Raw genomic sequence first — 14,631 nt, 5'->3', positions numbered from 1 at the left:
CTCTATAATGACGCCCGTTTTCCCCCCTTCGCCCTGAAGACGAGAGATCTTTAATGATGGAAATTCTGCGTGGTTCGCCTGCTCTTTCGGCATTTCGTATTAACAAACTCCTGGCCCGTTTCAACGATGCTCACCTCCCGGTAAGCGATATTTATGCCGAGTATGTTCATTTTGCCGACCTTGAGGCGCCGCTGAACGCTGACGAGCTTGCCCGCCTGCAGCGGCTGTTGAAATATGGTCCAACCCTCGCAGAGCATGCGCCGGAAGGCACCCTGCTGTTGGTGACTCCGCGCCCTGGCACCATCTCCCCCTGGTCTTCAAAAGCTACCGATATCGCCCACAACTGTGACCTGCCGCAGATTAAACGCCTTGAGCGCGGTGTGGCCTGGTATGTTACCGGCAGCACGCTGACCGCTGAGCAGTTGCAGGACGTTGCCGCTCTGCTGCACGACCGCATGATGGAGAGCGTGTTTACCTCTCTGAACGATGCACAGCAGCTGTTTACCCAGCAGCAGCCGGCCCCGGTGCAGAGCGTTGATCTGCTCGGGAAAGGGCGCGATGCGCTGGTGGAAGCGAACATTCGCCTTGGCCTCGCGCTGGCGGAAGACGAAATCGACTACCTGCAGGATGCGTTCAACAAGCTTGGCCGCAACCCGAACGACATTGAACTGTATATGTTTGCTCAGGCGAACTCCGAGCACTGCCGCCATAAGATCTTTAACGCCGACTGGATTATTGACGGGCAGAAGCAGCCGAAGTCGCTGTTCAAAATGATCAAAAACACCTTCGAGAAAACGCCGGATTACGTGCTGTCTGCCTATAAAGACAACGCGGCGGTGATGGAAGGTTCCGCCGTCGGCCGCTTCTTCGCCGACCGTGAAGCAGGGCGCTATGACTTCCATCAGGAAGACGCGCATATCCTGATGAAGGTTGAAACCCACAACCACCCGACCGCTATCTCTCCGTGGCCGGGCGCGGCAACCGGCTCAGGCGGTGAAATCCGCGACGAAGGCGCGACCGGGCGTGGCGCGAAGCCAAAAGCAGGCCTGGTGGGCTTCTCCGTGTCTAACCTGCGTATTCCGGGCTTTGAACAGCCGTGGGAGCAGGATTTCGGCAAGCCAGACCGCATCGTTACCGCGCTGGATATCATGACCGAAGGCCCTCTGGGCGGGGCGGCGTTTAACAACGAATTTGGCCGCCCGGCGCTGACCGGCTACTTCCGTACCTATGAAGAGCAGGTGAACAGCCACAACGGCGTGGAGCTGCGCGGTTACCACAAACCTATCATGCTTGCGGGCGGGATCGGCAACATCCGCGCCGACCACGTCCAGAAGGGCGAAATCACCCCTGGCGCGAAGCTGATTGTGCTGGGCGGCCCGGCAATGAACATCGGCCTGGGCGGCGGGGCGGCTTCGTCAATGGCTTCCGGCCAGTCCGATGCGGATTTAGATTTTGCTTCCGTGCAGCGCGACAACCCTGAAATGGAGCGCCGCTGCCAGGAAGTGATCGACCGCTGCTGGCAGATGGGCGACGACAATCCAATCCTGTTTATCCACGATGTTGGCGCGGGTGGCCTGTCTAACGCCATGCCTGAGCTGGTCAGCGATGGCGGACGCGGTGGCCGCTTCGAGCTGCGCGATATTCTTAACGACGAACCGGGCATGAGTCCGCTCGAAGTCTGGTGTAACGAATCTCAGGAGCGCTATGTGCTGGCCGTTGCGCCAGAGCAGCTGCCGCTGTTTGATGAACTTTGCCGCCGCGAGCGTGCGCCGTATGCGGTGATTGGTGAAGCCACCACCGAACAGCATCTGACGCTCAACGACAGCCACTTTGATAACCAGCCTATCGACATGCCGCTGGACGTGCTGCTGGGCAAAACGCCGAAGATGGAGCGTAACGTTGAGACGCTGAAAGCCAAAGGCGATGCCTTCAACAGCAGCGAAATTTCTATTGCCGATGCGGTGAAACGCGTTCTGCATTTGCCGACCGTGGCTGAAAAAACCTTCCTCGTGACCATCGGTGACCGCACGGTAACCGGCATGGTGTCCCGCGATCAGATGGTTGGCCCGTGGCAGATCCCAGTCGCCAACTGCGCGGTGACTACCGCCAGCCTGGACAGCTACTACGGCGAAGCGATGTCTATCGGTGAACGTGCGCCGGTGGCCCTGCTGGACTTCGCGGCATCCGGTCGTCTGGCCGTGGGCGAAGCCTTAACGAACATCGCCGCGACCCAAATTGGCTCCCTGAAGCGCATTAAACTCTCCGCAAACTGGATGGCCGCAGCCGGTCACCCTGGCGAAGATGCCGGCCTGTATGAAGCGGTGAAGGCCGTTGGCGAAGAACTTTGCCCGGCTCTCGGGATCACCATCCCGGTGGGTAAAGACTCCATGTCGATGAAAACCCGCTGGCAGGAAGGTAACGAGCAGCGCGAGATGACCTCTCCGTTGTCGCTGGTGATCACCGCGTTTGCCCGCGTGGAAGACGTGCGTGGCACCGTGACGCCGCAGCTGAGCACCGAAGACAACGCCCTGCTGCTGATCGATTTAGGCAAAGGCCATAACGCGCTGGGCGCGACCGCGCTGTCCCAGGTTTACCGCCAACTGGGCGACAAGCCTGCGGACGTTCGCAGCGTTGAGCAACTGAAAGGTTTCTGGGACGCAATGCAGACACTGGTGGCGGATCGCAAACTGCTGGCCTGGCACGACCGTTCCGACGGTGGGCTGTTGGTGACGCTGGCGGAAATGGCCTTTACCGGCCACTGCGGCGTTGAAGTTGATATCGCCGGTCTCGGTAACGATCGCCTGGCCGCATTGTTTAACGAAGAGCTGGGTGGCGTGATCCAGGTTCGCGCTGAGGATCGTGCAGCCGTTGAGGCGCTGCTGGCTAAGCATGGCCTGGCTGACTGCGCGCATTACCTCGGTAAAGCTGTCGAAGGCGATCGCTTCACTATTAGCGCTAACGGGCACGCTGTGTTCAGCGAAAGCCGAACCACGCTGCGTATGTGGTGGGCAGAAACTACCTGGCAGATGCAGCGTCTGCGTGACAACCCAGACTGCGCGGATGAAGAGCACAACGCCAAGGCGAACGATAACGATCCTGGCCTGAACGTGAAGCTGAGCTTCGATATCAAAGAAGATATTGCTGCGCCGTTTATCGCGACGGGCGCTCGTCCTAAAGTGGCCATCCTGCGTGAGCAGGGCGTTAACTCCCACGTTGAGATGGCGGCCGCCTTCCACCGTGCGGGCTTTGACGCCATCGACGTGCATATGAGCGACCTGCTGGCGGGCCGTACCGGGCTGGAAAGCTTCCATACGCTGGTGGCGTGCGGCGGCTTCTCTTATGGTGACGTGCTGGGCGCGGGTGAAGGTTGGGCGAAGTCCATCCTGTTCAACGCTCGCGTGCGCGATGAGTTTGAAACCTTCTTCCATCGCCCGGAAACGTTGGCGCTTGGCGTTTGTAATGGCTGCCAGATGATGTCTAACCTGCGTGAGCTGATCCCAGGCAGTGATTTGTGGCCGCGCTTCGTGCGTAACCAGTCCGATCGCTTTGAAGCGCGCTTCAGCCTGGTTGAGGTGACCTCCAGCCCGTCGCTGCTGCTGCAGGGCATGGCCGGTTCCCATATGCCTATCGCGGTTTCTCACGGCGAAGGTCGTGTGGAAGTGCGTGATGTCGCTCATCTCGCCGCGCTTGAAAGCAAAGGGCTGGTGGCGCTGCGCTTCGTGGATAACTTCGCGAACGTGACCGAGACCTACCCGGCTAACCCGAACGGTTCGCCAAACGGCATCACCGCGGTGAGCAACGAAAGCGGGCGCGTGACCATCATGATGCCGCACCCTGAGCGTGTGTTCCGTACCGTGAGTAATTCCTGGCACCCGGCAGAGTGGGGCGAAGACAGCCCGTGGATGCGTATTTTCCGCAACGCACGTAAGCAACTGGGCTGATTACCCTCACCCCGACCCTCTCCCTAAAGGGAGAGGGGGAAAACAGCAGGCAGGCTCCGATCCAGTCCCCTGGCTTTTAGAGGGTGGGAAAACAGCAGACAGGCTCCGATCCAGTGCCCTCTCCCCTTTGGGGAGAGGGCCAGGGTGAGGGGCTTTTTTTGTCACTAAACCCCGACACCTTCACTTTTAAAGTGTCGTTAAAAAGAGACATTTAACTCATTGATTTTTAATGATGTGATTGAGCGGGTTAAAGAGTGTTGTGAAATGGCGACATAGAGAACAAAAAATACGCACAATATATCCTCCTGCATTCCTTCTTAATTATATTTAAAACAATGAGTTAAATTTAAACTTGTAAAGTTGGCATGATATCTGCTTAATAACGCTCAGTGGCTCATTCAATCTCTTATGTCAGCGTCTTTTCAGACAGACTACATAAACCGCCGAATGACGCACAAAAAGGTGCCTGCCGTCCGATTTTTGATAAATGCCTTTCGGCTTATCATGCTCCGGGCGAAACGTTGAGTAAGGCGCCGCCTAATTCCTAAACAAAGGCAGGGTTTTTGACCCTGCCTTTGTTGTTTCCGGGAATCGCACCTTTCCACCACGCGCAATCGCGGCTAGCATCGTGTCATACAGGTAATGTGAGATGAAGCTATTGAACCAGTGGCATTTTTTCCCTCGATCTTTGCGCCAGCTTGTCATGATGGCCTTTTTATTGGTGCTCGTACCGCTGCTGGTGCTTGCGTGGCAGGCGTGGCAAAGCCTTAACGCCTTGAGCGCTCAGGCCGCGTTGACCAACCGCACCACGTTGACCGATGCCCGCCGCAGTGAAGCGATGACTAATGTCGCATTGGAAATGGAGCGGAGCTACCGTCAATATTGCGTGCTCGATGACTCACGCCTTGCCCAGCTGTATCAGGGGCAGCGTCAGCGCTATGCTCAAATGCTTGAAGCCCACGCCTCCGTATTACCCGATCCGAAACTCTACCAATCACTCAGCCAGTCTTTGAGCGATCTGGCTGAACTCAAATGTAAAAACAGCGGGCCGGAAGCGCCTGCGGCAAACCAACTGGAACAATTCGCCTCAACCAATGCAGAAATGGTGCAGGCCACGCGGGCGGTGGTGTTCTCTCGTGGACAGCAGCTGCAGCAGGAAATTGCTGAGCGAGGCCAGTTCTTCGGCTGGCAGGCCTTGGTGCTGTTTCTGCTCAGCCTGGGGCTGGTCATCATCTTCACCCGCATGATTATCGGCCCGGTTAAAGGCATCGAACGGATGATTAACCGGCTGGGGGAAGGGCGTTTGCTCGGCAACAGCGAGGTCTTTAAAGGGCCGCGTGAGCTGCGTTCCGTTGGGCAGCGCATTGTCTGGTTAAGCGAACGCCTGTCCTGGCTTGAATCTCAGCGCCACGAGTTCCTCCGCCATCTTTCCCATGAATTAAAAACGCCGCTCGCCAGTATGAGAGAGGGGACTGAACTGCTTGCTGACCAGGTTGCCGGGCCGCTCAATGCCGACCAAAAAGAGGTCGTCGCTATTCTGGACAACAGCAGCCGCCACCTGCAAAAGCTGATTGAACAACTGCTGGACTATAACCGCAAGCTGGCGGACGGAACGGTAACGCTGGAAAGGGTCGAACTGGCCCCGATTGTGGAGATGGTTATCTCTGCCCACAGTCTGCCGGCGAGGGCTAAAATGATGCATACCGACATTCAATTGAGCCCAAAAGCCTGCCTCGCAGAGGCGACGCTGCTGATGAGCGTACTGGATAATCTCTACTCCAATGCGGTGCACTATGGCAGTGAATCCGGTACCATTTATCTCCGGAGTTTGCAGGTGGGCGCGATACTGTACATTGAGGTCGCGAATACCGGCGAGCCGATTCCGGCCACGGAACAAGAGATGATTTTTGAGCCTTTCTTCCAGGGTAGCCACCAGCGGAAGGGCTCCGTAAAGGGAAGTGGGCTGGGGTTAAGTATCGCCAGGGATTGCATTCGACGTATGCACGGAAAACTTAGCCTGATCAACGCTAACAGCGCGGAAGTGTGCTTCCGTATCGAATTACCGGTTTTCCCTGAGAATGATTAAAACGATGAAAGTACTTTTATTGCGTGAACCGCGCCGCGGGTCTTTGACTCGCCTGATTTGCTGGGTATCTGGGGCGCTGGTTGGCGCGACGCTGTTGACAGGCTGCGCCCCCGCAAGGGTGTCCAGCAGCCTGGATGAGGCCCACAAACCGCATATTCCAGAACAACAAATCCCTGATTACCTGTCCACGGACTGCACCGAAATATGGGATCTCACGGGGCATGACGTCAGCAGTAACCCGCTTTACTGGCTTCGCGGTATGGATTGCGCCCAGCGCCTGTCACCGGCAGAAGCCCGCGCGGAAGCCCGCCAGTGGCCAGCAGAAACCTGGCAGGACACGTTTAAGCGCGGCATTTTGCTGTCTACGGCTAAAATTACCCCGACCGAGCGCCGCCGCTACATGACCCAGCTCGAGACCATGACCAGTGAAGTGCCTGTGCAGGTACGTTCTCTGTTTGAGATTTGGCGCGACGGGCAACAGTCTCAGCTTAAACTCTCGGATGAGCGCACGCGCTACAGCAAGCTGCAGCAGTCAACCGACGGCGAGCTGGATACGCTGCGGGAGCAGCAGCAGCGCCTTCGCAGCCAGCTCGATCTCACTACGCGCAAGCTGGAAAATCTGACCGACATTGAGCGTCAGCTTTCCAGCCGCAAGCCGGGAAGCAATCTGGTGCCCGGCACGCACAGCACGGATGACAATGACGACGACGATAGCGGCGCTTCAAACAAATCGCAGCCGGAGGCAAAACCATGACGCAAAGGAAACCCGCGCGCTTACTATTAGTGGATGATGATCCCGGCCTGTTAAAGCTGCTGGGAATGCGCCTGTCGAGCGAGGGCTATACGGTCACCACGGCTGAAAGCGGGGCTGAGGGGCTGAAAGTCCTGGCACGGGAAAAAATCGACCTGGTGATAAGCGATCTCAGGATGGACGAAATGGACGGCATGGCGCTGTTCGCGGAGATCCAAAAAGGCCAGCCGGGGATGCCGGTGATCATCCTGACTGCGCACGGTTCAATTCCTGACGCGGTGGCGGCGACCCAGCAGGGTGTATTCAGTTTCCTCACCAAACCGGTGGACAGAGACGCACTTTATCAGGCCATCGACAACGCGCTTGAGCATACCGTCATCGCTGGCGATGACATGTGGCGCGACACCATTGTGACCCGCAGCCCGATTATGCAGCGTTTACTCGAGCAGGCACGCATGGTGGCGCAGTCGGACGTCAGCGTGTTGATTAACGGCCAAAGCGGCACCGGGAAAGAGATTCTGGCCCAGGCGATACACAACGCCAGCCCGCGCAGCAAAAAAGCGTTTATCGCTATCAACTGTGGCGCGCTGCCTGAACAGTTGCTTGAGTCAGAGCTGTTCGGCCACGCTCGCGGAGCCTTTACCGGGGCGGTGAGCAGCCGCGAAGGCCTGTTCCAGGCGGCAGAAGGTGGAACGCTATTTCTGGATGAGATCGGCGATATGCCTATCCCGCTGCAGGTTAAGCTGCTGCGCGTTTTGCAGGAGCGAAAAGTTCGCCCGCTGGGCAGCAACCGCGATCTGGACATCGACGTGCGGATTATCTCCGCCACGCACCGGGACTTGCCGAAAGCGATGGAGCGCGGGGAGTTTCGTGAAGACCTCTTCTACCGCCTCAACGTTGTGAACCTGAAAATTCCTGCGTTGCATGAACGTGCCGAAGATATTCCGCTGCTGGCGAATCATTTGTTACGCCAGTCCGCCGACAGGCACAAACCTTTCGTTCGGAGTTTCTCCACCGACGCCATGAAGCGGTTGATGACCGCAAGCTGGCCTGGCAACGTACGTCAGCTAGTGAACGTGATTGAGCAGTGCGTGGCGCTGACCTCAGCCCCGGTGATTGGCGAAGCGCTGGTGGAGCAGGCGCTGGAAGGCGAAAACACCGCCTTGCCGACATTTGTCGAAGCCCGTAACCAGTTCGAACTAAACTATCTGCGTAAGCTGCTGCAAATTACCAAAGGAAATGTCACCCATGCCGCACGCATGGCGGGGCGTAACCGAACCGAATTCTATAAATTACTGGCCAGGCATGAACTCGAGGCCAATGACTTTAAAGAGTAGGCTGTGGTAGTGTGAGCAACCGATTACTAACAGTACAAAACGCCGCGCGGGGACACCGGTAATACCATGAAAAAAATTGATGCGATTATTAAACCTTTCAAACTGGATGATGTGCGCGAAGCGCTGGCTGAAGTGGGCATTACCGGCATGACGGTGACGGAAGTCAAAGGTTTTGGCCGTCAGAAAGGGCATACCGAGCTGTACCGCGGTGCCGAGTACATGGTGGACTTTCTGCCAAAAGTAAAAATTGAAATTGTGGTGACCGACGATATCGTTGATACCTGCGTGGACACCATTATCCGCACGGCCCAGACCGGCAAGATCGGTGACGGTAAGATTTTCGTGTTTGATGTGGCGCGCGTGGTGCGTATTCGTACCGGCGAAGAAGACGACGCGGCGATTTGATTTAGATTTTTCCCCTCACCCAGGCGAACATTGCCTTTTACGCCCTCGCCCCTTTGGGGAGAGGCCGGGGTGAGGGGCATCCGTACTAAACTACATCACCTTGTGCGGGCCAAAGCACTCATAGTGAATGCTGTCTTTATTCACGCCAATCTTCACCAGCTGTTCCGCCGCAAAACGCATAAAGTTGATCGGGCCGCAGAGATAGAACTGCATCGCCGGATCGCTTAACTTCCCTTCGATTTCCAGCAGATTCATCAGTCCTTCACGGTCAAAGCGCGCCTGAGCACGATCCTCTGCGGAGGGTCCACGGTACCAGACGTGGCTTTCAAATTTCGGCAACTGAGCGCCAAGCCCTGCCACTTCTTCGCTAAACGCATGCACATCCCCGTGCTCGGCGGCGTGCAGCCAGTTGACCTGTGCCTGATGACCGCCGTTCGCCAGCGTGTCCAGCATCGAGAGCATCGGCGTCTGGCCGACGCCTGCGGAAATCAGCGTCACCGGCGTGTCGGATTTTACGTCCATAAAGAAGTCGCCTGCCGGTGAAGCCAGATGCACCCGATCCCCCGCCTGAGCATGATTGTGCAGCCAGTTTGAGACCATACCTTTCTCTTCACGCTTCACGGCAATGCGGTAACTTTTCCCGTTCGGCTGGCGGGTCAAAGAGTACTGACGAATTTCCTGATGCGGGAAACCAACAGGTTTCAGCCAGACGCCGAGGTATTGCCCCGGCTGATAATCTGCCACCGGGCCGCCGTCTAACGGGGCAAGTTCGAAGCTGGAGATCAGTGAGCTTTGCTCTTTTTTCTCTACGATAGTGAAGGGACGCGTGCCTTCCCAGCCACCCTGCTTAGCGGCGTTATCCTGGTAAATTTCTGATTCACGGTTAATAAAGACCTGCGCCAGAACGCCGTAGGCTTTTCCCCATGCGTCCAGCACTTCCTGCCCCGGGCTGAACAGCTCGTCTAACGTGGCCAGCAGATGGCCGCCCACAATGTTGTACTGCTCCGGTTTAATCTGGAAGGTAGTGTGTTTCTGGGCGATTTTCTCTACCGCGGGCAGCAGGGCGGCCAGATTTTCGATGTTGGAAGCATAGGCGCAAATGGCGTTGAACAGCGCTTCACGCTGGTCACCGTTGCGCTGGTTGCTCATGTTAAAGATCTCTTTCAGCTCAGGGTTGTGGCTGAACATGCGCTCATAAAAGTGGGCGGTAAGTTTAGGCCCTGTCGCGGCCAGCAGAGGGATGGTCGACTTAACAACGGCGATGGTTTGTGCGTCTAGCATGGCGGTCTCCATAAACAGCGTAGTGTATAAATTGCATTTTAAATGCATCTTATAGAAATGGCCTTATGTTGTAAATGGGTTATCGTTGTTAACGACTGAGCTCACAGAACGTGAAAAATACGCATAGTATTGATGAAGAAATATCCGGCAAAGAGATGCAGGGTTTATTGCGTTGAAGCCTTATTTCATGCCTGGGTAATCGTTTGCGTAAAAACCTCTGTCAAGCCCTATCACCCGAAAGGGTTTCGGTTTACACTGTTGCCCGTCGCCCAAATGGGCCCCCTCATTGCAGTAAAATTTTTACCGTTAGCTGAGTCAGGAGATGCGAATGTTAAAGCGTGAAATGAACATTGCCGATTATGATGCCGAACTGTGGCAGGCCATGGAGCAAGAGAAAGTACGTCAGGAAGAGCACATTGAACTGATCGCCTCCGAAAACTACACCAGCCCGCGCGTGATGCAGGCTCAGGGTTCTCAGCTGACAAACAAATATGCTGAAGGTTACCCAGGCAAGCGCTACTACGGCGGTTGCGAGTACGTGGACATCGTCGAGCAGCTGGCTATCGACCGTGCAAAAGAGCTGTTTGGCGCAGACTATGCGAACGTGCAGCCACACTCCGGTTCCCAGGCTAACTTTGCGGTATACACCGCGCTGCTGCAGCCGGGCGATACCGTGCTGGGCATGAACCTGGCGCAGGGCGGCCACCTGACTCACGGCTCCCCGGTTAACTTCTCCGGTAAGCTGTACAACATCATTCCTTACGGTATTGATGAGTCAGGTAAAATTGACTACGAAGACATGGCGAAGCAGGCTAAAGAGCACAAGCCGAAGATGATCATCGGCGGCTTCTCTGCCTACTCCGGCGTGGTTGACTGGGCTAAGATGCGCGAAATCGCAGACAGCATCGGCGCTTACCTGTTCGTTGACATGGCGCACGTTGCGGGCCTGATTGCCGCAGACGTTTACCCGAACCCGGTGCCACACGCACACGTTGTCACCACCACCACCCACAAAACCCTGGCGGGTCCACGCGGTGGCCTGATCCTGGCGAAGGGCGGCGACGAAGATCTCTACAAGAAACTGAACTCTGCCGTATTCCCAAGCGCGCAGGGCGGCCCGCTGATGCACGTTATCGCGGCCAAGGCTGTGGCGCTGAAAGAAGCGATGGAGCCTGAGTTCAAGGTTTACCAGCAGCAGGTTGCGAAAAATGCCAAAGCGATGGTGGAAGTGTTCCTGAACCGTGGCTACAAAGTGGTTTCCGGCGGGACTGAAAACCACCTGTTCCTGCTGGATCTGGTTAATAAAAACCTGACCGGTAAAGAAGCTGACGCTGCCCTGGGCCGCGCCAACATCACCGTGAACAAAAACAGCGTACCAAACGATCCGAAGAGCCCGTTCGTGACCTCCGGTATCCGTATCGGTTCTCCGGCTGTTACTCGCCGCGGCTTTAAAGAAGCGGAAGTGAAAGAGCTGGCTGGCTGGATGTGTGACGTTCTGGACAACATCAATGATGAAGCGGTTATTGAGCGCGTCAAAGGTAAAGTGCTGGATATCTGTGCTCGCTTCCCGGTTTACGCATAATCGTTAAGCTGAAAAGTTGAAAGGCTCCCAATCGGGAGCCTTTTTTATTGCTTCTGGCTTAGCGTCAGCCCGACATCCCCGCCGGGATGAACGGCGAGCAGCGTCTCCTTCGAATACCCGCTCTCGCTCATCAGGCAGGCGCAGGCGGCATCAAAAATCGCCAGCGCCAGAATTATCGACGTGGTCGCCAGCATATTCAGCGGATCCATTTCCTGCTTCACGCCGGTAGAAATCACCAGCCTTGCTGCCTGGGCGATGGCCGAATCCGGGTTCTCGGTGACGCTAATGAGCGGGACGTTTCTGGCCGCCAGGCCCGGCAGCAGCCGCGTCAGCTCATCGGAATTCCCGCCCCGGGAAAGCATGATCATCAGATCGTCCGCACGGAGAAAACCCAGATCGCCATGTGCCGCGTCCGTCGCGCTGAGATAAATGGCCGGGTGTTCGACGCAGGCCAGCATATGGGCAATTTTCCTCGCGGCGATGCCCGAAGTACCGACGCCGGTGACCACAATCTTGCCTTTACAGTTTCTCAGTTCGGCCAGCAAGGCGAGCCACTGCGGCTCGCTTAAATGCTGTTCCAGCGCGGCAAGCTCGCGGCTGCAGGTTGCCCAAGCGCTGACGGCCTGCTGCCATGAATGACTCATGCTTCCTCCTGCATCAGCTGGCGGTATTTCATGTGGTCGAGATACATCTCATGGAACACTTTGTATTTGCGGTCGTAGTACTGCTTGATGCGGTTGGTCTGCGGCGTGACCGTTTTGCCAATGCGGCTCATGACCGACATCGCTTCCGGGAAGGAATCAAACACGCCCGCCGCCACCGTGCCCATCATCGCGCTGCCCAGCAGCATCGCCTCGCTCTCTTCCGGCAACAACATCGCGCAGCCGGTGGCGTTGGCGTGCTCCTGAACGAAGATAGGGTTTTTAGTGCCGCCACCGCTCGCCATGATGGTGTCGATGGTGTAGCCGCTGTGGTTCATGGTTTCGATAATATGGCGGGTACCGAGTGCGATAGCCTGAATCGTCGCCAGGTACTGCAGCGCCATATCTTCCGGCGTGCGGGAAAGCTTCAGCCCGCTGATAACGCCGGTTAGCGTCGGGTTGGCGCGCGGCGAACGGTTGCCGTGGAAGTAGGGCAGGATGTGCATATCCTTCGTTAAGAAGGCGATGTTTTCCGGCTCCCCGGCCATTTTACGCAGCAGAGCGTTCAGCAGTTCGTAAATGGTTTGCCCCTGAGTCTTCGCCTGGGCAAGCAGCGTCTCATAGCACGGATGAGACTGAATAATATGGTCGATAAGCGCTCCGGTGGCCGACTGGCCGCCTTCGTTGAGCCAGTAGCCCGGCAGCACGGCGGAGTAGTAAGGCCCCCAAACGCCATTAATAAAACGAGCTTCTTTTGAAATGGCCATATGCCCGGTAGAGGTGCCGCCGATGAGCGCCACGCGGCGGTCGAAGTCTGCCACTTCGCCCGAAACGCCGCAGGCGCCGAGCGTACCGAGCGTGCCGGCATGGGCGTCAATAATCGAGACGCTGACGGCGGTGCCGGCAATCAGCCCCATCTCGCTTGCGGCGCGCTGCGTCAGGCCGTGGCCCAGTGGCTCCCCCATGGTTTTTACATAGCGGCCAATTTTTTCCGCATCGTGCTCCAGAAGATCTTCCAGCCCAATCTGGCGGAAGTAGCTGCTGTCCCATTTGTCTTCGTGGCCCATGTAGGTCCATTTGCAGACGGTGGAGCAGAGCGAGCGGGTATCATCCCCGGTGGCGCGCCAGGTCAGGAAGTCCGGGAGGTCAAAATAGTAACCGGCATTAGACCAGGTATTCGGCATGTGCTGTTTAAGCCAGAGCAATTTTGGCGTTTGCATTTCCGGGGAAATAATCCCGCCCACGTAGTCCAGCACGCGGTGGTGCAGGGCATTAATTCTGTCGGCCTGGGTAATGGCGCGGTGATCCATCCACACAATGATGTTCTGTTCGCTGCGCCCTGAAGGGCTGATGGTCAGCGGCTTACCTTCTTTATCCAGTACCACCAGGGAACAGGTGGCGTCGAATCCCAGCCCTTTTACCTGAATCGGATTAATGTCGGCCTGGTTAACCGCATCCCGCACCGCGTTGCAAACCGCCTGCCAGATATTGTCCGAGGATTGCTCAACGAAGTCCGCCTGTGGGCGGTAAATCTCAATCGCCCGGCTTGCCTCGCCTACCATTCTGCCATTCAGGTCAAAGACGCCCGCGCGGGCGCTTCCCGTCCCTACATCCACCCCAATGAAGTAACTCGCCATAATGATTCTCCTGAACTCAGGCTTTACGATTCTGTAATGCGATAAAGAGGATCAGCACCGCGCCCCAGAGCGCCATGGTCAAATAGCTGCTGATCCCCAGCAAATTAAAGCCGCTTTCCAGCATTTGCAGCACAATGAGCGCCAGCACCAGGCCGATAATGCGGCCAAAGCCGCCATCCGGGTTTATGCCGCCCAGCACAGAAGCAAGGATGGTGACCAGCAGATAAGACTCACCGTACCCGGCTTTGGCGGAGTTGAACTTGGCCATCATCAGAATGGCGGCCACCCAGCCGAGCAGCGCGGAAATCACGTACACCGATATCTGCACCCGCACGGTGTTAACGCCGCTGTAGCGCGTGGCCTGTTCGTTGGAGCCGACCAGATAAAGGCTGCGCCCCAGCGTGGTGTGCTCCAGCAATACCCAGAGTAGGACGGCAACCAGCAGGAACAGCAGCAGCGCGACCGGAATGCCGAGCAGCGTGGCGTTGCCCAGGTACTGAATTGCCGCCGGGAAGCCGGAAATCACCGTACCGTTAGACAGCAAAATATTGAGGCCGGAAATCAGCGTCATAGTGCCGAGCGTAGCCAGAATAGGCGAAACGCCGACCCAGGCGACCAGCGCGCCGTTTAGCGTGCCGATAGCCACCGCCACGGCAATACCCGCCAGCAGCGCCAGCGCAAAGAACAGCGGGTTATCCGGGTGGCTGACGATAATGGCCGCCATCACCAGCGAACAGGCGTTCGCCCCGGCAATAATCGACAGGTTGATCCCGCCGGTCAGCATTGTCATTCCCATACCCAGCGCCAGCATGCCAAGAATAGGCAACTGAGAGCCGATGGACTGGAAGTTGGCGAGGCTAAAGAAGCGCCCGCCCAGCAGCAGCGAAAACGCCACGGCAACCACCACAATAATCACGCACTGCAGCCGGATGATGGCGTCACCGGGTAAAAATCTGGCGAAGGTTTTCAT

Annotated in this window: 10 protein-coding genes; 6 read left to right on the top strand and 4 right to left on the bottom strand. The window is 56.9% G+C overall.

Translation table 11 applies throughout. The features are described from left to right. The first annotated feature begins 53 nt into the window (after window positions 1-53). From purL to glnB, 5 genes are all read left to right on the top strand, one after another. Window positions 54-3,941, top strand: coding sequence for a phosphoribosylformylglycinamidine synthase (gene purL / locus A936_RS15520; RefSeq protein ID WP_034809533.1), 3,888 nt, complete (start codon window positions 54-56; stop codon window positions 3,939-3,941). A gap of 649 nt (window positions 3,942-4,590) precedes the next feature. Then, entirely contained in the window at window positions 4,591-6,027 is a 1,437-nt protein-coding gene (locus A936_RS15515; protein WP_008459462.1) for a sensor histidine kinase, read from the top strand. A 4-nt stretch (window positions 6,028-6,031) separates the two neighbouring features. Continuing rightward, a complete protein-coding gene (gene qseG, locus A936_RS15510; protein WP_237717588.1) occupies window positions 6,032-6,781 on the top strand; it encodes a two-component system QseEF-associated lipoprotein QseG in 750 nt (249 codons plus the stop codon). Continuing rightward, window positions 6,778-8,115, top strand: a complete 1,338-nt coding sequence (gene glrR / locus A936_RS15505) for a two-component system response regulator GlrR (protein ID WP_008459460.1) — start codon at window positions 6,778-6,780, stop codon at window positions 8,113-8,115. The genes qseG and glrR overlap by 4 nt, the downstream gene beginning before the upstream one ends. A 66-nt stretch (window positions 8,116-8,181) precedes the next feature. Continuing rightward, on the top strand, window positions 8,182-8,520 hold the full coding sequence (gene glnB / locus A936_RS15500; protein WP_002438074.1) for a nitrogen regulatory protein P-II: 339 nt from the start codon (window positions 8,182-8,184) through the stop codon (window positions 8,518-8,520). A 90-nt stretch (window positions 8,521-8,610) separates the two neighbouring features. Here glnB and hmpA read toward each other — a convergent pair whose 3' ends face one another. Next, window positions 8,611-9,801 carry an NO-inducible flavohemoprotein gene (gene hmpA / locus A936_RS15495; protein ID WP_008459453.1) on the bottom strand — a complete coding sequence of 397 codons (1,191 nt, stop codon included), beginning with the start codon at window positions 9,799-9,801 and terminating at the stop codon, window positions 8,611-8,613. 328 nt (window positions 9,802-10,129) lie between these two features. On the opposite strand from hmpA, the gene glyA reads away from it, so the two are divergent. Next, entirely contained in the window at window positions 10,130-11,383 is a 1,254-nt protein-coding gene (glyA, locus tag A936_RS15490; protein WP_008459452.1) for a serine hydroxymethyltransferase, read from the top strand. A gap of 44 nt (window positions 11,384-11,427) precedes the next feature. Here glyA and A936_RS15485 read toward each other — a convergent pair whose 3' ends face one another. The 3 genes from A936_RS15485 to A936_RS15475 are packed head-to-tail and all read right to left on the bottom strand — an operon-like array spanning window position 11,428 to window position 14,631. Beyond that, window positions 11,428-12,027: a KpsF/GutQ family sugar-phosphate isomerase gene (locus A936_RS15485; protein ID WP_008459451.1), complete on the bottom strand. Its 600-nt coding sequence runs from the start codon at window positions 12,025-12,027 to the stop codon at window positions 11,428-11,430. After that, window positions 12,024-13,661: an FGGY-family carbohydrate kinase gene (locus A936_RS15480; RefSeq protein WP_008459450.1), complete on the bottom strand. Its 1,638-nt coding sequence runs from the start codon at window positions 13,659-13,661 to the stop codon at window positions 12,024-12,026. The genes A936_RS15485 and A936_RS15480 overlap by 4 nt, the downstream gene beginning before the upstream one ends. 16 nt (window positions 13,662-13,677) lie before the next feature. Beyond that, complete coding sequence (locus A936_RS15475; protein ID WP_008459449.1) at window positions 13,678-14,631, bottom strand: ABC transporter permease; 954 nt, start codon at window positions 14,629-14,631, stop codon at window positions 13,678-13,680.

This window comes from Enterobacter sp. Ag1, from assembly GCA_000277545.1.
Taxonomy (GTDB): domain Bacteria; phylum Pseudomonadota; class Gammaproteobacteria; order Enterobacterales; family Enterobacteriaceae; genus Cedecea.
Note: the sequence above shows the minus strand (reverse complement) of the source record. Positions and strands in the feature narration are given on the sequence as shown.